19 protein-coding genes and 1 pseudogene are annotated in these 18,714 nt (G+C 69.8%); 8 read left to right on the plus strand and 12 right to left on the minus strand.

All coding sequences use genetic code 11. The features are described from left to right. Positions 1 to 113: 113 nt before the first annotated feature. The 5 genes from era to AC1DYG_RS01930 form a co-directional block, all read right to left on the minus strand. Complete coding sequence (era, locus tag AC1DYG_RS01910; protein ID WP_477638193.1) at positions 114 to 1,121, minus strand: GTPase Era; 1,008 nt, start codon at positions 1,119 to 1,121, stop codon at positions 114 to 116. Next, positions 1,118 to 2,440 carry a hemolysin family protein gene (locus AC1DYG_RS01915; protein WP_477638194.1) on the minus strand — a complete coding sequence of 441 codons (1,323 nt, stop codon included), beginning with the start codon at positions 2,438 to 2,440 and terminating at the stop codon, positions 1,118 to 1,120. Before AC1DYG_RS01915 ends, era begins: the two co-directional genes overlap by 4 nt. A gap of 10 nt (positions 2,441 to 2,450) precedes the next feature. Next, positions 2,451 to 2,918: an rRNA maturation RNase YbeY gene (gene ybeY, locus AC1DYG_RS01920; RefSeq protein WP_477612551.1), complete on the minus strand. Its 468-nt coding sequence runs from the start codon at positions 2,916 to 2,918 to the stop codon at positions 2,451 to 2,453. After that, positions 2,896 to 3,945, minus strand: a complete 1,050-nt coding sequence (locus tag AC1DYG_RS01925; protein WP_477638229.1) for a PhoH family protein — start codon at positions 3,943 to 3,945, stop codon at positions 2,896 to 2,898. The genes ybeY and AC1DYG_RS01925 overlap by 23 nt, the downstream gene beginning before the upstream one ends. Positions 3,946 to 4,026: 81 nt before the next feature. Then, the gene (locus AC1DYG_RS01930; RefSeq protein ID WP_477638195.1) at positions 4,027 to 4,398 is read right to left on the minus strand and encodes a histidine triad nucleotide-binding protein; all 372 of its coding nucleotides are present in this window, start codon (positions 4,396 to 4,398) and stop codon (positions 4,027 to 4,029) included. Between the two features lie 69 nt (positions 4,399 to 4,467). On the opposite strand from AC1DYG_RS01930, the gene AC1DYG_RS01935 reads away from it, so the two are divergent. Both AC1DYG_RS01935 and AC1DYG_RS01940 read left to right on the plus strand, forming a co-directional pair. Beyond that, positions 4,468 to 5,016, plus strand: coding sequence for a SigE family RNA polymerase sigma factor (locus AC1DYG_RS01935; RefSeq protein ID WP_477638196.1), 549 nt, complete (start codon positions 4,468 to 4,470; stop codon positions 5,014 to 5,016). Then, complete coding sequence (locus tag AC1DYG_RS01940; RefSeq protein WP_477638197.1) at positions 5,013 to 6,152, plus strand: Gmad2 immunoglobulin-like domain-containing protein; 1,140 nt, start codon at positions 5,013 to 5,015, stop codon at positions 6,150 to 6,152. The genes AC1DYG_RS01935 and AC1DYG_RS01940 overlap by 4 nt, the downstream gene beginning before the upstream one ends. Positions 6,153 to 6,156: 4 nt before the next feature. On the opposite strand, the gene AC1DYG_RS01945 is transcribed toward AC1DYG_RS01940, so the two are convergent. From AC1DYG_RS01945 to hrcA, 3 genes are read right to left on the minus strand one after another with little or no spacing between them, the layout of a single operon-like run. Then, the gene (locus tag AC1DYG_RS01945; protein ID WP_477638198.1) at positions 6,157 to 6,900 is read right to left on the minus strand and encodes a 16S rRNA (uracil(1498)-N(3))-methyltransferase; all 744 of its coding nucleotides are present in this window, start codon (positions 6,898 to 6,900) and stop codon (positions 6,157 to 6,159) included. Between the two features lie 15 nt (positions 6,901 to 6,915). Beyond that, positions 6,916 to 8,040: a molecular chaperone DnaJ gene (dnaJ, locus tag AC1DYG_RS01950; RefSeq protein WP_477638199.1), complete on the minus strand. Its 1,125-nt coding sequence runs from the start codon at positions 8,038 to 8,040 to the stop codon at positions 6,916 to 6,918. Positions 8,041 to 8,095: 55 nt separating this feature from the next. Further along, entirely contained in the window at positions 8,096 to 9,127 is a 1,032-nt protein-coding gene (hrcA, locus tag AC1DYG_RS01955; RefSeq protein WP_477638200.1) for a heat-inducible transcriptional repressor HrcA, read from the minus strand. Positions 9,128 to 9,275: 148 nt separating this feature from the next. Here hrcA and AC1DYG_RS01960 point away from each other — a divergent pair, with 148 nt between their 5' ends. Together AC1DYG_RS01960 and AC1DYG_RS01965 are read left to right on the plus strand one after the other, a co-directional pair. Continuing rightward, positions 9,276 to 10,151: a DUF3097 domain-containing protein gene (locus tag AC1DYG_RS01960; protein ID WP_477638201.1), complete on the plus strand. Its 876-nt coding sequence runs from the start codon at positions 9,276 to 9,278 to the stop codon at positions 10,149 to 10,151. 162 nt (positions 10,152 to 10,313) lie between these two features. Beyond that, positions 10,314 to 10,760, plus strand: coding sequence for a DUF4870 domain-containing protein (locus AC1DYG_RS01965; RefSeq protein ID WP_477638202.1), 447 nt, complete (start codon positions 10,314 to 10,316; stop codon positions 10,758 to 10,760). A 1-nt stretch (position 10,761) separates the two neighbouring features. Here the strand turns inward: AC1DYG_RS01965 and hemW are convergent, their stop codons facing one another. Further along, positions 10,762 to 11,988, minus strand: a complete 1,227-nt coding sequence (gene hemW, locus AC1DYG_RS01970; protein WP_477638203.1) for a radical SAM family heme chaperone HemW — start codon at positions 11,986 to 11,988, stop codon at positions 10,762 to 10,764. A gap of 267 nt (positions 11,989 to 12,255) precedes the next feature. Between hemW and AC1DYG_RS01975 the strand changes: the two genes are divergently transcribed. Next, the gene (locus tag AC1DYG_RS01975) at positions 12,256 to 13,050 is read left to right on the plus strand and encodes a tyrosine-protein phosphatase (RefSeq protein WP_477638204.1); all 795 of its coding nucleotides are present in this window, start codon (positions 12,256 to 12,258) and stop codon (positions 13,048 to 13,050) included. Between the two features lie 79 nt (positions 13,051 to 13,129). Here AC1DYG_RS01975 and AC1DYG_RS01980 read toward each other — a convergent pair whose 3' ends face one another. From AC1DYG_RS01980 to AC1DYG_RS01990, 3 genes are all read right to left on the minus strand, one after another. Further along, complete coding sequence (locus AC1DYG_RS01980) at positions 13,130 to 13,600, minus strand: hotdog fold domain-containing protein (RefSeq protein ID WP_477638205.1); 471 nt, start codon at positions 13,598 to 13,600, stop codon at positions 13,130 to 13,132. 43 nt (positions 13,601 to 13,643) lie between these two features. Continuing rightward, positions 13,644 to 15,479, minus strand: coding sequence for a translation elongation factor 4 (gene lepA, locus AC1DYG_RS01985; RefSeq protein ID WP_477638206.1), 1,836 nt, complete (start codon positions 15,477 to 15,479; stop codon positions 13,644 to 13,646). A 96-nt stretch (positions 15,480 to 15,575) separates the two neighbouring features. Then, positions 15,576 to 16,838, minus strand: a complete 1,263-nt coding sequence (locus AC1DYG_RS01990; RefSeq protein ID WP_477638207.1) for an MFS transporter — start codon at positions 16,836 to 16,838, stop codon at positions 15,576 to 15,578. Positions 16,839 to 16,978: 140 nt separating this feature from the next. Here AC1DYG_RS01990 and AC1DYG_RS01995 point away from each other — a divergent pair, with 140 nt between their 5' ends. The 3 genes and pseudogenes from AC1DYG_RS01995 to AC1DYG_RS02005 form a co-directional block, all read left to right on the plus strand. Beyond that, entirely contained in the window at positions 16,979 to 17,884 is a 906-nt protein-coding gene (locus AC1DYG_RS01995; protein ID WP_477638208.1) for a M48 family metallopeptidase, read from the plus strand. A 40-nt stretch (positions 17,885 to 17,924) separates the two neighbouring features. Beyond that, the gene (locus tag AC1DYG_RS02000; RefSeq protein WP_477638209.1) at positions 17,925 to 18,407 is read left to right on the plus strand and encodes a type II toxin-antitoxin system PemK/MazF family toxin; all 483 of its coding nucleotides are present in this window, start codon (positions 17,925 to 17,927) and stop codon (positions 18,405 to 18,407) included. Positions 18,408 to 18,417: 10 nt separating this feature from the next. After that, positions 18,418 to 18,714: pseudogene (locus tag AC1DYG_RS02005) on the plus strand (hypothetical protein); the annotation flags it as partial.

An 18,714-nucleotide genomic window follows, 5' to 3' on the forward strand; every position in this document is an offset into this window, starting at 1 on the left:
CAGGGAACTCAAATCCCCCATAGCCGCACCCAAGGCGCGCAACGCAAAAACCGTTGCGCCGCAACCACATTCAGGTATGCCGTGACCCTCAACACACAGGGTGCGGCGACGCCTCAGAACCCGAGGCGCTGGAGCTGCTTGGGATCGCGCTGCCAGTCCTTGGCGATCTTGACGTGCAGGTCGAGGTAGACCCGCTGCCCCAACAGCTTCTCGATGCCGATCCGGGCGTTGGTGCCGACCTCACGAAGTCGCGACCCACCGCGGCCGATGATGATGGCCTTCTGCGACGACCGTTCGACGAAGACGTTGACACGGATGTCGAGCAAGGGCTTGTCCTCGGGCCGGTCGGGACGCAGCAGCATCTCCTCGACGACCACGGCCAGCGAGTGCGGCAGCTCGTCGCGGACTCCCTCGAGCGCGGCCTCGCGGACGAGCTCGGCGATCATGACGACGTCCGGTTCGTCGGTCAGCTGTCCCTCGGGGTAGAGCGGTCCCGGCGACGGCGGCAGATAGCTCGACAACACCTGCGCCACGTCCTTGACCTGGCGGCCGTCGACGGCTGAGCAGGGCACGATCGCGGTCCAGTCCCCCAGCTGGTCGATCGCGATCAGGTGCTCGGCCAACCGCTGTCGGTCGACGGCGTCGATCTTGGTCGCGATGGCCACGACCGGACGGCGCCGGTCCTGCTGGATCTCCTTGAGCTCCCGGGCGATGAACCCGTCACCGGGACCGATCTTCTGGTCGGCCGGGAGGCAGAACCCGATCACGTCGACCTCGAGCAGGGTCTCGCGCACGACGTCGTTGAGCCGCTCCCCCAGCAGCGTCCGTGGCTTGTGCAGCCCCGGGGTGTCGACCAGCACGAGCTGGGAGGCGGGGGTCGAGACGATCCCGCGGATCGTGTGCCGGGTGGTCTGGGGCTTCGACGAGGTGATCGCCACCTTCTCCCCCACCAGGGCGTTGGTCAGCGTCGACTTCCCGGCATTGGGTCGCCCGACGAGGCAGGCGAAGCCGGCGACGTAGTTCGACGGTTTGGCCCCTGAATGCGCCGGGGCCGACGCCGGCCCAGCGTCCGGCGAGGACCCGGCATACCCATCGGTCGGTCCGGAACCACTCGCAGTCATGACACTCCCTCGCGCTCGGGTTCCACCGTAGTGCGCTCGCGCCCACCGTCGGTGTCGGCCTCCTCGTCGACGACCAGGCGCTGGACGATGACGCTGGCGATGCGGTGCCGCCGACCAGCCATCCGCTCGGCCGTCAGGGCGAGCCCGCCCACCTCGCAGCGGGAGCCGACGATCGGGACGCGGCCGATGGACTTGCCGATGAGGCCTCCGACGGTGTCGACCTCATCCTCCTCGATGTCGACGTCGAACAGGTCGGCGAGGTCGTCGATGTCCATGGTCGCGGGGACACGGAAGGTGCCGTCACCGAGGTCCTCGACCCCGGGTGCCTCGCGGTCGTACTCGTCGGCGATCTCGCCCACGATCTCCTCGATGATGTCCTCGATCGTCACCAGGCCGGCCGTGCCGCCGTACTCGTCGACGACCAGCGCGAAATGGCTCTGGTCGCGCTGCATCTCGCGCAGCAGGTCGTCGACCGGCTTGCTCTCGGGCACGTAGTGCATAGGACGCATCTGCGCCGTCACCGGCAGCGACCCCGACTCGTGGTCGGCGTTGACCCGGCGCACGACGTCCTTGAAGTAGAGCAGCCCCAGGACGTCGTCCGAGCCGTCGCCCACCACGGGGATACGCGAGAACCCGGACCTCAGGAACAGCGACATCGCCGAGCGCAGCGACTTCTCGCCGTCGATGGTGACCATGTCGGTGCGTGGCACCATGACCTCGCGCGCCACCGTGTCACCGAGCTCGAAGACGGAGTGGATCATCTCGCGTTCACCGGCTTCGATGACCGAGCTCTCACCCGCCAGGTCGACGAGGTCGCGCAGCTCGGACTCGCTCTGGAACGGGCCGTCGCGGTAGCCGCGCCCCGGTGTCACCGCGTTGCCGAGGGCGACCAGCACCCTCGCCACCGGCCCGAGGAACGTGCGCAGGCCCACGATGAGCGGGGACGCAAGCAGCGCAACGGAATCCGAGTGTTGACGCCCCAGAGTGCGCGGCGAGACGCCGACCACGACGAAGGACACGAGGGCCATCATGCCGATGGCGATGAGCAGCCGGCGCCAGAACCCGTCGACCAGGTCGATGGTTCCGAGGGTGATCAGGACCGCGGTGGTCGACTCGGCCACGATGCGCAGGAACGCCGTCACGGACAGGTATGCCGCGCTGTCGGCGACGATGCGCGACAGCGCCACGGCACCGGTGCGCTTCTCCTCGAGCAGCTCCTGGGCACGCACCCGGGACATCCGCCACAGGGCCGCCTCGGCCGCCGAGAGGAGGAAGGCACTGGCGATGCTGAGCAGGGCTGCGAAGACGAGTGCGGTCATCAGCGCCCCATCAGGTGGCGGGCCGCCCGCGGCCCGCGAGGAACGTGAGCAGCAGCTGCCGCTGGAGCTCGAACATCTCGCGCTCCTCCTCGGGCTCCGCATGGTCGTACCCGAGCAGGTGCAGGATCCCGTGCGTGGTCAACAGCAGGAGCTCCTCCTCCGTCGCGTGACCCGCGTCGGCCGCCTGCTTGGCCGCGACCGACGGGCAGAGGACGATGTCGCCGAGGACGCCCTCCTCGGGCTCGTCACCCTCCCGGGCCGGTCGCAGCTCGTCCATGGGGAAGCTCATGACGTCGGTCGGGCCGGGCAGGTCCATCCACTGCACGTGGAGCACCTCCATGGCGGCCTCGTCGACCAGCCGCAGGCACAGGTCGGCGCCGGGATGGACCCGCATCTCCCCCATGACGTAGCGGCTCAGCGCCACCAGCTCGAGCTCGTCGAGCTCGAAGTCGGTCTCATTGAGAACGTCGACGCTCACGCCCTCGCCCTCCCTGACCCTGCTGCTCGCCCTGCGCGTGTTGGCCCTGGAGGCGCTCACCCTGGACGCGTTGTCCCTGCTCGTCCCAGCGCCCGTAGGCGTCGACGATCGCGCCCACGAGGCGGTGCCGGACGACGTCCTGCGCGGTGAGCAGGGAGAAGTGGATGTCTTCGACGTCACCCAGGATGTCGCGGACCACGCGCAACCCCGACCTGGTGCCGTCGGGGAGGTCGATCTGGGTGACGTCACCCGTCACGACCATCTTGGACCCGAAGCCCAGGCGCGTGAGGAACATCTTCATCTGCTCGGGTGAGGTGTTCTGGGCCTCGTCGAGGATGATGAACGCGTCGTTGAGCGAGCGCCCGCGCATGTAGGCCAGCGGCGCGACCTCGATCGTGCCCGCCGCCATCAGCCGCGGAATCGACTCGGGGTCGACCATGTCGTGCAGGGCGTCGTAGAGCGGTCGCAGGTAGGGGTCGATCTTGTCGTTGAGCGTGCCGGGCAGGAAGCCGAGCCGCTCGCCTGCCTCGACCGCCGGGCGGGTCAGGATGATCCGGTTGACCTGCTTGGCCTGCAGCGCCGCGACGGCCTTGGCCATCGCGAGGTAGGTCTTGCCGGTGCCCGCCGGGCCGATGCCGAAGACGATGGTGTGCTTGTCGATCGCGTCGACGTAGTGCTTCTGGTTGAGCGTCTTGGGCCGGATCGTGCGCCCGCGGTTGCTCACGATGTTCATGGTGAGCACGTCGGCGGGGCGCTCGGTGGTCTGGGCGCGCAGCATGCTGATCGAGCGTTCGACGGCGTCGCGGTTCAGCGGCTGGCCGCCGTCGATGACCAGGAGGAGCTCGTCGATGGTGCGCTCGGCGAGCGCGACCTCGGCGCTCGGTCCGGACAGGTGGAACTCGTTGCCACGGACGTGGATCTGCAGCTGCGGGAAGGCCCGCTCCATCGTGCGCAGCAACTCGTCGCGGGGACCGAGGAGGGTCACCATCTGCACCTGGGCAGGAATCTCGACGGTGTGGGTGGGCATCGGAAGGGCGCCCTCGGGCGCGCCCCCCAGCGTGGTCGGATGATCAGGATCTGGCATGGTCCGACCAGTCTACGGTGCCGTTCAGCCGGGTGGCCACGTCATTGACCGGCCGCCGAGCACGTGGACGTGGGCGTGGAACACGGTCTGATGCGCCTCGGCGCCGGTGTTGAAGACCGAGCGGTAGCCGCGGTCGGCGATCCCCTCCTGCGCAGCGACGGCAGCCACGGCGCGGATCAGGGCAGTGACGTCGTCGGGGGCCTCCTGCGCGAGGGCGGCGACGTTTGGCACGTGGTGGCGCGGGACCACCAGGACGTGGGTCGGCGCCTGGGGTTCGAGGTCGCGGAACGCGAAGGTCGCCTCGTCCTCGTACACCACGGTCGCGGGGATGTCGCCCGCCACGAGCTTGCAGAACAGGCAGTCAGGGTCGGTGTGGCGCGTGGCCGGGGTTCCCATGAATCGAGCCTATCGGCGCGTCAACCGGTTGACTGGGCTGCGCGTCATCAGGTCGTGAGACTGTTGAGCGTGGCAGAGCATGACCGCCGTGGCGAGGTCCGGCCAGCGGCCGACGAGGCCATCGCCGAGCTGTATGCCGCCCACTGGACCGGGCTGGTCCGGTTGGCGTGGCTCTTGCTGCGCGACGACCTCGCCGCCGAGGAGGTCGTCCAGGACGCGTTCATCGCCGTGCACCGACGCTGGGACACGATCCGCGACCACCAGGCCGCGTCGGCCTACCTGCGTCGGTCCGTCGTCAACGGCGCGCGCTCGGGCTTGCGGCACCGCGGCGTCGAGGAGCGCTACGTCGCACGCGAGCAGGGTGAGCCCACCGCATACACACGGCACACCGAGGCGAGCGCCGAGGACCGCGCGCTGCAGTCCGAGAGCACCAGTTCGATGATCAGCGCGCTGGGGAGACTGCCCCAGCGCCAGAGAGAGGTCCTGACGATGCGTTATTACCTCGACCTGAGCGAGGCCGAGATCGCCGACGCCCTCGGCATCTCCGCGGGCTCGGTCAAGGCCCATGCCCACCGCGGACTCGCCACCCTGCGCGACCGGATGGAGGCGGCGTCATGAGCGACCGCAGCGACTTCCTGCACCCCGACTACGAGCCGGGCGAGTTCGACCAGGTCGAGCGGCGGCTGCGCCAGGCCCTGGCCCAGGACGTCCAGCAGGTGCACCCCTCGAACCGCCTCGACACGATCCTGCACGAGGCCCACGAGGCAGGGCCCGTGACCGGCACCGGTGGCACGGGCAGCCGGCGCTGGGTGATGCCCCTGGCGGCCGCGGCGGCAGTGGCGGCGATCATCAGCGGTGTGTGGTGGTCCGCCCAGGACGACGTGCCCACGATCACGCCCCCGCAGACCTCCGGCCCGTCGCAGTCCGGGACCACGTCGCCCACCACGTCGCCCAGCAGCTCGCCCAGCACCTCGCCGTCGACCAGCGGGCCGGCCGCGACGCAGTCGGTGTCGCTGCCCGTCTACTTCGTCGGGCCCATCGGGGACGACAAGCCGACCTACAAGCTGTTCAGGGACTTCATCCGCAGCGAGCTGCCGACAGGGGCGACCCCGGCGGAGCGGGCCAAGGCGGCGCTCGTGCTGGCCATCAACGCCCAGCCCTACAGCAACACCGACGGCTACCTCCAGCCATGGTCCGGACAGACCATCGGCGACGTGGCCGTCACCGACACGTTGATCACGGTCCACCTGGCCAACGGCGGCTCCAAGGATGCGGTCGTCGGTGACGAGAGCAAGCGGCTCGCCGTCCAGGAGCTCGTGTGGACCGCGCAGGCCGCGGTCCAGCAGACCTCCCCCGTGCGGTTCGAGGTCGCCGACGGGTCGACGAGGTTGTTCGGGTCGATCTCGACCGACCAGACCTTCACCAGGCCACCCTCGGACCGGCTCTACGAGGACGTGGCCCCCATCTGGGTCACCTCGCCGAGCCGGGACCAGGTGCTGCCGGCAACCAAGCCGGTCGTCGTCCAGGGCCTGGCGATCGTGTTCGAGGCCACCGTCAACTGGCAGCTCGAGCGCGGCACCACCGAGGTGTCGACGGGTCACGCGACTGCGTCCATCGGGGCACCGATGCAGGGCGGGTACACCTTTTCGCTCGGCAAGCTCCCCGCCGGGAACTACACGATCCACGTGCGTGAGCTGAGCGCCAAGGACGGCTCCGTGAGCGCCCAGAAGTCGGTGTCGTTCTCGGTGAAGTGACCGCTCAGCGCCAGCGGGTGGCCGCGCTCAGCACCGCGAGCGCGGCCGGCCCGGCGCTGGAGGACCGCAGCACCGTGTCGCCGAGGCGGACGGTCAGCGCACCCGCGGCTTCGAAGGCCGTCACCTCCTCGGCGCTGATGCCGCCCTCCGGACCGACGATGACGAGGACGTCACCGGCTGTCGGGAGTGCCTGCGCCGCCAGGCTCTGCGTCGCCTCCTCATGGAGCACGTAGGCCGCTGCGGCGCCGCCGATGCGCGCTGCGAGGGTCTTGGTCGTCAGCAGCTCTGCGACGACGGGCACGCGGGCGCGGCGGGACTGCTTGGCCGCCGCGGTGACGGTCGACTCCCACTTGCGGCGGGCCTTGTCGCCACGCTCCCCACGCCACTGCACGATGCTCCGCGAGGCCTGCCAGGGCACCACCTCGTCGACCCCGAACTCGGTCGCCGCCTCGATCGCCTGGTCGTCACGGTCCCCCTTGGCCAGGGCCTGCACGAGGACGAACCGGGGCACGGCCTCGGGCTCGCGGCATACCTCGACGACGGTCAGGTCGAGCTCGGCCTTGCCGGCCGCCAGCACCGTGCAGGTGACCCGCAGGCCGCCGCCATCGGCGAGCATCACCTGCTCCCCCGCCGCGATCCGGCGGACGGTCGCGGCGTGCCGGCCCTCGGGACCGTCGAGCACCAGCCGGGTGCCCGCAGCGGCCTCGACGAGGACGGCTGGTTCGACGAGGAACAGCGGGAGGGTCACGTCGGAGGGGCCTTGCTACTTGGCCTTGAACGCGTCACGGAGCTTGCCGAACAGCCCGGGGTGGGCCGGGGACAGCCGCCCTGCCGGGTGCTCCTCACCGCGCAGCGTGGCCAGCTGGCGAAGCAGCTCCTCCTGCTGCTCGTCCAAGCGGGTCGGGGTCTGCACGTTGGCGTGGATGATGAGGTCACCGCGGCCGGTGCCGCGCAGGTGCGTGACCCCCAAGCCGCGCAGCGTCATCGCGTCGCCGGGCTGCGTGCCGGACTTGATCTCGAGCTCGTTGCTGCCGTCGAAGGTGTCGAGCTTGACGGTGGTACCGAGCGCTGCGGCCGTCATGGGCAGCTCGACGGTGCAGTGCAGGTCGTCGCCACGCCGCTGGAAGGTCTGGTGCGGCCGCACTGCCACCTCGACGTAGAGGTCGCCGGCCGGCCCGCCGCCCTGGCCGACCTCACCCTCGCCGGCGAGCTGGATGCGCGTGCCGGTGTCCACTCCCGCAGGGACCTTGATCTTGAGGGTGCGGCGGGTGCGGACCCGGCCGTCCCCGGAGCACTCGAAGCACGGGCTGACGAGCACCTCGCCGTAGCCCTGGCAGGTGACACAGGGACGGGTCGTCATCACCTGGCCGAGGAACGAGCGCTGGACCTGCTGGATCTCGCCGCGACCGCCGCACACGTCACAGGTGCGGCGCGCGGTGCCCGGCTGCGCTCCGTCACCGTGACAGGTGGAGCACACCACGGCCGTCTCGATGGCGAGCTCTTTCTCGGCACCGAACACGGCGTCACCGAGGTCGATGTCGAGCCGGATCAGGGCGTCCTGCCCCCGCCGCTGCCGTGACCGCGGACCCCGCTGGGCCTGACCAGCCCCGGCACCGAAGAAGGCGTCCATGATGTCGCTGAACGAGAAGCCCTGACCGAACCCCGCAGCGCCACCGGCATAGGGGTCGGACCCCATGTCGTAGGACCGCCGCTTGTCCGCGTCGGAGAGCACGTCATAGGCCTGCGAGACCTTCTTAAACTGCTCCTCCGCCTCGGGGCTGGGGTTGACGTCGGGGTGCAGCGTCCGCGCCTTCTTGCGATACGCGCGCTTGATGTCGTCGGGGCTGGCGTCCCGGGACACACCCAGGTCCTGGTAGTAGTCGTTCAACGAATGTCCTTGGTGTCACCGGGGTGACGGTCGGTGGTACGTGGTCGAACGCGCGTCACTGCGCGAGGATTCGGGAGACGTAGGTCGCCACGGCCCGCACCGACGCCATCGTCGTGGGGTAGTCCATCCGGGTGGGGCCGAGGACGCCGAGTCCGGCGACGAGCTCGGATCCCGAGCCGTACTCGGTCGAGACGACCGAGGTCGACTGGAGCCCGGCGAACGGGTTCTCGTGGCCGATGCGCACCGAGACCGTGTCGGAGGTCTCGCGTGCGGTGCCCAGCAGCTTGAGCAGCACGACGTGCTGTTCGAGGGCTTCCAGGACCGGGCCGATGCTCAGCGGGAAGTCGGTGCCGACGCGCGCGAGGTTCGCGGTGCCCGCGAGGACGACACGCTCCTCACGCTCCTCGACGAGAGCGTCGTCGAGGGACCGCACGACGGCGCGCACCAGGTCACGGTCGACCGGCTCGAACTCGTCGGCGAGGCTGGCCAGCGACGCGGCGGCGTCAACGAGCCGCTGTCCGACGGCGCGGGCGTTGACCTTGGCCCGGACCAGCCCGAGGGTCGCCTCGCCGTCCTTGGTGGACAGGTCGTGGCTGGTCTCGATGACGCGTTGCTCGACGCGGCCGGTGTTGACGATGAGCACGACCATCAGGCGGGTCGGGCCCATCGCGACGAACTCGATGTGCCGCACGGTCGAGCGGGTCAGCGACGGGTACTGCATGACTGCGACCTGCCGGGTCAGTGAGGCGAGCAGGCGAACGGTCCGGTCCACCACGTCGTCGAGGTCGACGGCACCCTCGAGGAACTGGGCGATGGCGGCCCGCTCGGCCGCCGTCATCGGCTTGACCGAGCTCAACCGGTCGACGAACAGGCGGTAGCCGGCATCCGTCGGCACGCGCCCGGCGCTGGTGTGGGGAGCCGCGATCAGGCCCTCCTCCTCGAGCGCCGCCATGTCGTTGCGGACGGTGGCGGCCGAGACCCCCAGCTGGTGCCGGTCGAGCAGGGCCTTGGAACCCACCGGCTCAGAGGTCTGGACGTAGTCCTGCACGATCGCGCGCAGCACTGCGAGTCGACGTTCCTCGCTCATCAGGCACCTCCTTCGACCGATCTGGCCCGGCTACGGACAGGCTGGCACTCAGGCTCAGCGAGTGCCAAGTCTACGGTGTTCCCCTGTCCTGGCCGCACGGGCGGCGCGCCCGCGCTGCCGAGGCCTCGCCGCGGCATACCCTGCGTCGGTGTCCGACCGCTATGGCTCCGATGTCCTGTCCGGTGACTGGAAGGTCCCCCCGCGGGGCCGATCCCGCGAGGTGGAGGCCGAGACCGGCCTGGTCGTCGAGGACGTCGAGACCGGGTGGTGTGGTGCGGTGGTGCGCGTCGAGAAGGCGGGCGGGATGCGCGTCGTGCACCTCGAGGACCGTCGCGGCCGCACCAAGGGCTTCCCCATAGGGCCGGGTTTCCTGCTCGACGGAGCTCCGGTCATCCTGACCCCGCCCACTGCCGCGGCCCGTGCCCAGCTGGCCGACGCACGCGCCGCGGCCTCCCGCACGGCCTCCGGCTCGAGGACCGTCGAGGGCGCGCGCGCCAAGGTGGCCAGCGGCTCGCGGATCTTCGTCGAGGGCCGGCACGACGCCGAGCTGGTCGAAAAGGTCTGGGGCGCCGACCTGCGGGTCGAGGGAGTCGTCGTGGAGCTGCTGGAGGGCGTGGACGACCTGGTCGCGGCGATCGCGGACTTCCAGCCCGGCCCCGGCCGCCGGATGGGGGTCCTCGTCGACCACCTGCTGCCGGGCACCAAGGAGCACCGCGTCGTCCAGGCCGCTGCGCGGGGACCGTATGCCGCCCACGTGCGGGTGCTGGGGCATCCGTACGTCGACGTGTGGCAGAGCGTGCGCCCGGAGCGCCTGGGGCTGTCGCGGTGGCCGGTCATCCCGCGTGGCCAGTCGTGGAAGCACGGCATCTGCGCGCACCTGGGGTGGGCGCACGACGACCAGGCCGACATCGCGCGGGCGTGGAAGCAGATCCTCGGGACGGTGCGGTCCTACGCCGACCTCGAGCCGACCCTCCTGGCCAGCGTCGAGGAGCTCATCGACTTCGTCACTGAGCCCGGGCACTGAGTTCCTGGTGGACGTGCTCTTGGTGGACGCTCCCTCGGGGTCGACCCTGAACCGTCCCTGACCGGCCCCTGCCCGCACCCCGAAAGGCGGACTTTCGGGGCCCGGCATGCGTTTCACTGGAGGTAGACACCACCACGCAGTCACGTCACCACGGAGAGAGCCATGACCGACCAACCAGAGCAGCCGCAGTACCAGCCGCCGACGCCGAACCACCCGCAGGACCAGCCGCCGACCCAGCCACCGCCGGCCTACGGCGTGGCTCCCCGGCCGATGTCGCCCCAGGACGAGAAGACCTGGGCGACGCTGGTCCACGTGGCGCCGTTCCTCGCGGCCATGGTGGGCATCCCGTTCCTCGGCCCGCTCATCGTGTTCCTCGTCTTCAAGGACAGGGGGCCGTTCATCCGGTTCCACGCGGCGCAGGCGCTCAACTTCCAGATCGTCATCACGATCGCGCTCTGGGTCTTCGGGCTCCTGTCGTTCGTGCTGATCGGGATCCCCTTCTTCATCGCCACCTGCATCGCCTGGGTGGTCTTCTCGATCATCGCCGCGGTCAAGGCCAACAACGGCGAGTGGTACCGCTACCCGCTGACGCCCGAGTTGGTGAAGTAGCTCAGCGCAGTCCCAGGAGCCTGCGCACCACGGTGTCCGCGAGCAGGCGGCCCTGCCTCGTCAGCACGACCCGCTGACGGCGCAGGGCCGCCTGCGCGTCCACGAGGCCGTCGGCGATGAGGCCGGCGACGGCGAGCCGACCACCATCCTCCAGGTCATCGATCGGCAGACCATCCACCAGTCGCACGCCGAGGAGCACCCGCTCGTCATACCTCTGCTCGCCGGTCAGCGTCTCCCGCCCGTGAGCCGGGCTGAGCCCCTCGGCCACGCGGGCGGCATACGCGTTGGGGTGCTTGACGTTCCACCACCGCACTGCGCCCACATGGCTGTGCGCCCCGGGCCCGATCCCCCACCAGTTGCCGTCGGCCCAGTAGCCCTCGTTGTGGCGGCACCGCGCATCGTCGCGACGGGCCCAGTTGCTCACCTCGTACCAGGAGTAGCCGGCGGCGGCGAGGTGATCGTCGGCGATCTCGTACTTGGTTGCTTCGTCATCGTCCTCCGGAGCCGGCACCTGGCCACGCCGGACCTGGGCGGCCAGCTTGGTGCCCTCCTCGACCACCAGGGCGTAGGCCGAGATGTGGTCCGGCTCGAGGGACGTCGCCGCAGCCAGGCTGGTCCGCCAGTCGTCGAGCGACTCCCCGGGCGTGCCGTAGATCAGGTCGAGGCTGACCTGCAGTCCGGCCTCGCGGGCGGCGGCGACGGCGCGCTCGACGTTGGCCGGGTCGTGGGTGCGCTCGAGGGTCCGCAGGACGTGCGGCACCGCCGACTGCATGCCGAGCGAGACCCGGGTGAACCCCGCTTCGGCGAGCAGGGCGAGCCCCTCGGGAGTCACGGAGTCGGGGTTGGCTTCGGTGGTCACCTCGGCGCCCTGCGCCAGCCCGAAGCGGTCCCGGATGCCGTGCAGCATCCGGGCGAGGTCCCCCGCGGCCAGCATCGTCGGGGTTCCGCCACCGACGAACACGGTGTCCACCGCAGGCACGTTGCCGAGGACATCGACCGCGAAGGCCAGCTCACGCAGCGCGGCATCCGCGAAGGTGCCGACGCTGGCCCCGTCGACGCCGAGCTCGGTCAGCGTGTAGGTGTTGAAGTCGCAGTAGCCGCAGCGAACCGAGCAGAACGGCACGTGCAGGTAGATGCCGAACGGGCGGTCCCCGAGGGCCTGGAGTGAGGCCTGTGGGAGGAGTCCGTCCGACGGCGCGGGGTCACCGTCGGGCAGGGCGCTGGGCATTGGTCCATCCTCGCAGGCGACGCGCACGGCCAGGACACGGCGTGTCTTGAGGACACGCCGCAGGAGACAGGAACTGACCCGAGATTTCCCGGAAATTTCAGGTGAACCACTTGTGGCGGGCCGGACCCTGGATTAGAAATATCCCACGCACTCGCTTCGGCGAGAGCGTCGATCAGGACCTCGGTCCTGACCGTCGAAGGCCTCGGAAACTCATACTTTCCGAGGCCTTCACCTATGTCGGCTGGTCTGCCGCGTAGGGTCGAGCGGGTGACCACCCCTCTCTGGATCGAGCTCGACGGCGTCGTCAACATGCGTGACGTCGGGGGCCTGCCGACCACGGACGGTGGCCAGGTCGCCACCGGGCGACTGCTGCGGTCGGACAACCTCCAGGACCTCACCGACGCCGACATCGACGACCTCGTGGGGCGCATCGGCGTGACCGACATCGTCGACCTGCGCAGCAACGTCGAGCTCCAGCTCGAGGGACCGGGACCATTGCGTGCGCGCGACCTCACGCACCACCACCACTCGCTCTTTCGCGACGACGTCCGGGAGGTGACCGCGGCAGAGGCGCTGGTCCTCCCCTGGTCCAAGGCCGCCCAGGCGGCGGCCGACGCAGAGCCGCGCCTCGACGACGACTACTGGGCCAGCCACTACCTCGGCTACCTCGCCCACCGACCCGACTCCGTCAGCGCCGCCCTCCAGGTGGTGTCACGGAGCCGCGGCGCAACGATCGTGCACTGTGCCGCTGGCAAGGACCGCACCGGCACCGTGGTCGGACTGGCCCTGTCCGTGGCCGGCGTGAGCGACGAGGACATCGTCGCCGACTATGTCGCCACCGGTGAGCGGATCGAGCGCGTCGTGGCCCGGTTGATGGCTCGCCCTGCGTACGGCGAGGTGCTGGCCGGCCAGCCGATGGACCACCACCGCCCCAAGCCGGAGACGATGCAGCGCATCCTCAGTGTGTTGGCCGAGCGGTACGGCGGAGCGAGCGGCTGGCTCCTGGCCCAGGGCTGGGCCGAGGACGACGTCGACGCCCTCCGGGCGAGCCTGCGCGCCTGACCTGGCCGCGCGGCATACCCGTGGGCGTGCTGCCGGCGGCGGCTGAGCGAGCCGGCGGTCCCCAGCGAGTCGGCGGTCCTCAGCGAGCTGGCTTGTCGGTGACCCAGAGTCGGATGGTGCCCTGCACCACTGCGGTGCCGTCATCGCGAACTCCCTTGACCCGCACAGGGATCTCCACATCGCCCTCGCGCGCCCAGTCGGCCGGGTCGGTCTCGGCGACGCAGGTGATGTCGCTGGTGGCCTTGGCGGTGTACTCCACCTCCATGCCCATGGGGATCCAGCGGCGCGACGGTGGGATCGTCGCCTCGGCCAAGGCGCCCATGGCTGCCTCGAGGCCGTTGCAGATCGCGATGACGTGGACGGTGCCGATGTGGTTCTGCACCCGATGACGCTTCTTGATGGTCAGCTCGGCACGGTTGGGTCCGAGCTCGACGAACCGTGGGCGCGCCGTGCGGAAGTAGGGCGCCGCCTGTTCGAAGACGAGCGAGAAGAGGCGCTTGCCCTGCGGGTATGCCGTGAGGCGTCGGTACATCGCGTAGGTGTCGACCATGCGCCGATGTTACCCGACAGTAACTCCGCAAAGCGGCGGGGCGCTACTTCTTGGTGACGGCGTCGTTGGACAACGCGGCGATGAAGGCCTCGGGCGGCACCTCGACGCTGCCGATGTTCTTCATCCGCTTCTTGCCGGCCTTCTGCTTCTCGAGCAGCTTGCGCTTGCGGCTGATGTCGCCGCCGTAGCACTTGGCGAGCACGTCCTTGCGGATCGCACGGATGTTCTCGCGGGCGATGATGCGAGAACCGATCGCGGCCTGGATCGGCACCTCGAACTGCTGACGCGGGATGAGGTCCTTGAGCTTGCCCGCCATCATCACGCCGTAGGCGTACGCCTTGTCCTTGTGGACGATCGAGCTGAACGCGTCGACGGTCTCGCCCTGGAGCATGATGTCGACCTTGACCAGGTCGGCGACCTGGTCGCCGTCGGGTTCGTAGTCGAGCGAGGCGTAGCCGCGGGTGCGCGACTTGAGCTGGTCGAAGAAGTCGAAGACGATCTCGGCGAGCGGCAGCGTGTAGCGCATCTCGACGCGTTCCTCGGAGAGGTAGTCCATGCCGCGGAGCGTGCCGCGCTTCTGCTGGCACAGCTCCATGATCGCGCCGATGAACTCGCTCGGGGCCAGCACCGTGGCGCGCACGATGGGTTCGGTGACCGAGCTGACCTTGCCGTAGGGGAACTCGCTCGGGTTGGTGACCGTGAGCACCTTGCCGTCGTCCATCGTCACGTCATAGACGACGTTGGGCAGCGTGGAGATGAGGTCGAGGTCGAACTCTCGCTCGAGCCGCTCGCGCACGATCTCGAGGTGCAGCATGCCGAGGAAGCCGATCCGGAAGCCGAAGCCCAGCGCGGCGGACGTCTCGGGCTCGTAGACCAGCGCAGCGTCGTTGAGCTTGAGCTTGTCGAGGGCATCGCGCAGGTCGGGGTAGTCGGAGCCGTCGATCGGGTAGAGGCCGGAGAACACCATCGGCTTGGGGTCGCGGTAACCGCCGAGCGCCTCCTTGGCGGGCTTGGCCGCGTTGGTGACGGTGTCACCGACCTTGGACTGGCGCACGTCCTTGACACCGGTGATGAGGTAGCCGACCTCCCCGACGCCGAGACCCTTGGCGGGGGTGGGCTCGGGCGAGCTGACCCCGATCTCGAGCAGCTCGTGGGTGGCCTTGGTCGACATCATCGCGATCTTCTCGCGGGGGTTGAGGTTGCCGTCGATGACCCGGACATAGGTGACCACACCGCGGTAGGTGTCGTAGACCGAGTCGAAGATCATCGCTCGGGCGGGCGCGTTGGGGTCACCGGTCGGCGGCGGCAGCTGCGTGACGATCTGGTTGAGCAGCGGCTCGACGCCGACACCGGTCTTGCCAGACACCCGCATGCAGTCCTCGGGCTGGCAGCCGATCAGACCGGCCAGCTCCTCGGCGAACTTCTCCGGCTGGGCTGCGGGCAGGTCGATCTTGTTGAGCACGGGGATGATCGCGAGGTCGTTCTCCATCGCGAGGTAGAGGTTCGCCAGCGTCTGGGCCTCGATGCCCTGCGCCGCGTCGACGAGCAGGACCGCACCCTCGCAGGCAGCCAGCGAGCGCGATACCTCGTAGGTGAAGTCGACGTGCCCGGGGGTGTCGATCATGTTGAGCGCGTAGGTCGTCCCGTCGAGCTCCCACGGCATGCGGACGGCCTGGGACTTGATCGTGATGCCGCGCTCACGCTCGATGTCCATCTTGTCGAGGTACTGCGCGCGCATGTCGCGGCCGTCGACGACGCCGGTGACCTGGAGCATCCGGTCGGCCAGCGTCGACTTGCCGTGGTCGATGTGGGCGATGATGCTGAAGTTCCGGATCAGGTCCGGCGGCGTTGCGTGCGGCTGCAGCGCAGTGCGGGCCATCGGGGACACGGGTGCTTCAAACCTCACGGGGCATCGGGGAGAACGGAACGGCCCATCCTCCCATGCAACGAGGTATGCCGGTGACGCACCGTCAGCTCATGGCTGCCGGTGCGTCGACGGCGCCGGTCGGGCCGGCTGTCGCCGGTTGGTCGAACGCTGCAGGAAGGCGGACCAGAGGGCGATGAAGATTCCGGCCACAGCCAGGAGGCCGCCGACCCTGGATGGCCACTCGTAGCCCAGGCCCGCCGAGAGGACGATCGACCCGAGCCAGGCGCCGAGCGCATTGGCGATGTTGAGGGTCGAGTGGTTGAGGGCGGCCGCGAGCGCCTGGCCCTCGTGGGCGACGTCCATCAGCCGGGTCTGCAACATCGGGACCAGGATGCTCGGCAGCAGCCCGAGCACGAAGACGGCGATGAGCGCAGACCACTTCGCCGCCTGTACCGCAGGGCCGAAGAGGAACAGCATCACGGCGATCGCCACCAGCAGGACGGTGATCCCCCGCAGCAGGCCCAGGCGCGAGACCGGACCGGAGAGGACCGCTCCCACCGTCATCCCCACGCCGTAGAGCGCGAGGATCAACGGGATGGTCGCACGACCGAATCCGCCGAGCTCGGTCATCGTCGGGGAGATGTAGGAGAACGTGGAGAACATCCCGCCGAAGCCGACGGTGCCGATCCCCAGCGCCAGCCAGACCTGTGGCCGCTTGAGGGCCGACAGCTCCGATCGCATGCTCACCCCGCCGTCGGGTGGGCAGAACGGCACCCAGCGCCACACCGCGAGGACGGTGAGCAGCGCGAGCACCCCCACCGCGGCATACGGCCACTGCCAGCCGTAGCTCTGGCCGAGGCGCGTGGTGACGGGGACGCCCACGATGTTGGCCACCGTGAGTCCCGTGATCATCATCGACACCGCCCAGGTGCGACGGTGCGCGGGCACCATCGATGCCGCCACCAGCGACCCGACCCCGAAGTACGCGCCGTGCGGCAACCCCGACAGGAAGCGCGCCCCCATGAGCAGCCCGTAGCTGCTCGCGAGGGCGGACAGCACGTTCGCCACGGCGAAGGCCCCCATCAGCCAGAGCAGCAGCTGCTTGCGCGGCATCTTGGTACCCAGGGTCGCCAGGACCGGTGCGCCCACGACCACGCCCGCGGCGTAGGCGGACACGATGTGGCCGGCTGTCGGGATGTCGACGTCCACCCCGGCAGCGACTTCGGGGAGCAGCCCCATGGTCACGAACTCGGTGGTGCCGATGGCGAATCCCCCGACCGCCAGCGCCAGCAGGGCGAGGTTGACATGGGTGGGGCGAACCACCGGTTCGTCGAGGTCGGACGTCTGCGCGGAGAGGGTGGCGTCGGTCACGGCAGTGCAACGACAGCAGGTCGGCCGGTCATTCCTCCATGGTGCGCCCCCGTCGCGGGTTGGGTGCGGATCGCCCAGCCGTCGAGACATGGCAGTCGAGACATAGCATCGGACGCGACCGACACAGCATCGAGGGGACCATGACCGAACAGATCCAGTACGCCCAGCCGCACGGGGCGCCGCCGCCCGCCGGCGCGGCGTCGCTGCTGCCCCCCGCCCCGCCCGGGTACCGCCAGCAGGTTCGGTCGCACCTGCGCCACCCCCTCGAGAACCTCTGCCTGGTCGTCGTGATCCTCGGGTCCCTGCTCGTGTGGTCCGTCTCGGGCTACGAGGTGGCGTCCGCGATCATCGATCGTCGCGAGCCGGATCCCTATGCCGTCTTCTTCCTGGCGGCGCCACTGCTCATCTACTTCCTGCGTGGCCAGCTCTACGCGGGCCTGCGCCTGTCGGGCGTGAAGATCTCGCCGACGCAGTACCCCGAGGCACACCAGATGCTGCTCGACGCCAGCGCGCACTACGGCCTGCCAAAGGTGCCCGACGCCTACGTCGTCCTGGGCAACGGCATGATCAACGCCGCCGCATCGGGGCACGGGTACCGCCGGTTCATCTTCGTCTACAGCGACCTGTTCGAGATCGGTGGGCAGGCGCGCAACCCGGACGCGCTGCGGTTCATCATCGGGCACGAGGTGGGGCACATCGCGGCGGGCCACACGAGCTACTGGCGGATCCTGGGCATCAGCGGGGCACAGTGGATCCCGTTCGTCGGGTCGACGCTGAGCCGCAGCCAGGAGTACACCGCCGACAACTTCGGGTACTCGCTCGTCCCGCACGGCAGCGCCGGCGCGATGGCGACGCTGGCGGCCGGCAAGTACCTCAACCGCACGGTGGACGTGAACGCACTGGCCGACCGAGCCACCACGGAGAAGGGCTTCTTCGTCTGGGTGGTCAACGCCCTGGCCTCGCACCCGGTGCTCGTCTGGCGATCCCACGCGTTGCGCGACCGTCGCCGCCCTGGCCGCCTGCTGTGGAGGCCGAAGGACCGCTGAACAGGCCCGCTGACGGGGATTCGTCAGTAGCCTCAGGCCGATGGGGAACTCGACACCGACCACGGCCGGCACGAACGAGAGCTGGCTCGGACGACTGTGGCGATGGGTCACCGACGCCTACCCGGGAGACTTCGTCGGCACCCCGACGATGGAGTACTCCCCCGTCGCCGATGGCAGGCCGGATCCTGGTGAGATCGTGTGGACCTGGGTGCCGTTCGAGGACAACCATCGCGAGGGCAAGGACCGTCCGGTCCTGCTGATCGGGCGGGACGGCCGTTGGCTGCTCGGCGTCATGCTGACGACCAAGCTCCGGATGGGTGCTGAGCGCAATCGGCGTGCGGCGCCGGACCGGGTCAGCATCGGCGTGGGCGCCTGGGACCGTCAGCGCCGGCCCAGTGAGGTCAAGGTGGACCGGATCATCCGCGTGAAGCCCGGCAGGATCCGACGGGAGGGTGCGGCCATCGACGCTGCACGCTTCGCCCTGGTCGCCGAGGCGATTCGGGCTGTCGGTGGTGCTCGCTAGACTCGAACACATGTTCGAATCGTCCACGGTTGCCGCGGTGATCCAGTCGGAGCTGGCTTCGTTGCGGGCCGATGGCCGGGACCGGTCGTTGGGTGAGCTGGTGGAGCTGGTGGGTGCGTGTCAGTCGGTGATCAACCAGGTCACCGCGCTGCAGACCTTGGCGATGGCGCACGTCGCGGCGGTCGAGGACGTCGAGCTGGAGGACGGGACGGTGGCGGAGCAGCACCGCGGCCTGGGGCACCAGCGGTTGGATGCGCCGGCCCTGGTCAGTGACCAGCTGGGGGTCGGCGACGCGGTCGCGAGCAGC

This window comes from Pedococcus sp. P1_H8 (assembly GCF_056405175.1).

Coding starts and splice junctions, on each gene's coding strand:
- era (WP_477638193.1), bottom strand. CDS start 1,121: ATGACTGCGAGTGGTTCCGGACCGACCGATGGGTATGCCGGGTCCTCG.
- hrcA (WP_477638200.1), bottom strand. CDS start 9,127: ATGAGCGAGGAACGTCGACTCGCAGTGCTGCGCGCGATCGTGCAGGAC.
- AC1DYG_RS01915 (WP_477638194.1), bottom strand. CDS start 2,440: ATGACCGCACTCGTCTTCGCAGCCCTGCTCAGCATCGCCAGTGCCTTC.
- lepA (WP_477638206.1), bottom strand. CDS start 15,479: ATGGCCCGCACTGCGCTGCAGCCGCACGCAACGCCGCCGGACCTGATC.
- AC1DYG_RS01940 (WP_477638197.1), top strand. CDS start 5,013: ATGAGCGACCGCAGCGACTTCCTGCACCCCGACTACGAGCCGGGCGAG.
- AC1DYG_RS01995 (WP_477638208.1), top strand. CDS start 16,979: ATGACCGAACAGATCCAGTACGCCCAGCCGCACGGGGCGCCGCCGCCC.
- hemW (WP_477638203.1), bottom strand. CDS start 11,988: ATGCCCAGCGCCCTGCCCGACGGTGACCCCGCGCCGTCGGACGGACTC.
- AC1DYG_RS01980 (WP_477638205.1), bottom strand. CDS start 13,600: ATGGTCGACACCTACGCGATGTACCGACGCCTCACGGCATACCCGCAG.
- AC1DYG_RS01925 (WP_477638229.1), bottom strand. CDS start 3,945: ATGCCCACCCACACCGTCGAGATTCCTGCCCAGGTGCAGATGGTGACC.
- AC1DYG_RS01965 (WP_477638202.1), top strand. CDS start 10,314: ATGACCGACCAACCAGAGCAGCCGCAGTACCAGCCGCCGACGCCGAAC.
- AC1DYG_RS01930 (WP_477638195.1), bottom strand. CDS start 4,398: ATGGGAACCCCGGCCACGCGCCACACCGACCCTGACTGCCTGTTCTGC.
- AC1DYG_RS02000 (WP_477638209.1), top strand. CDS start 17,925: ATGGGGAACTCGACACCGACCACGGCCGGCACGAACGAGAGCTGGCTC.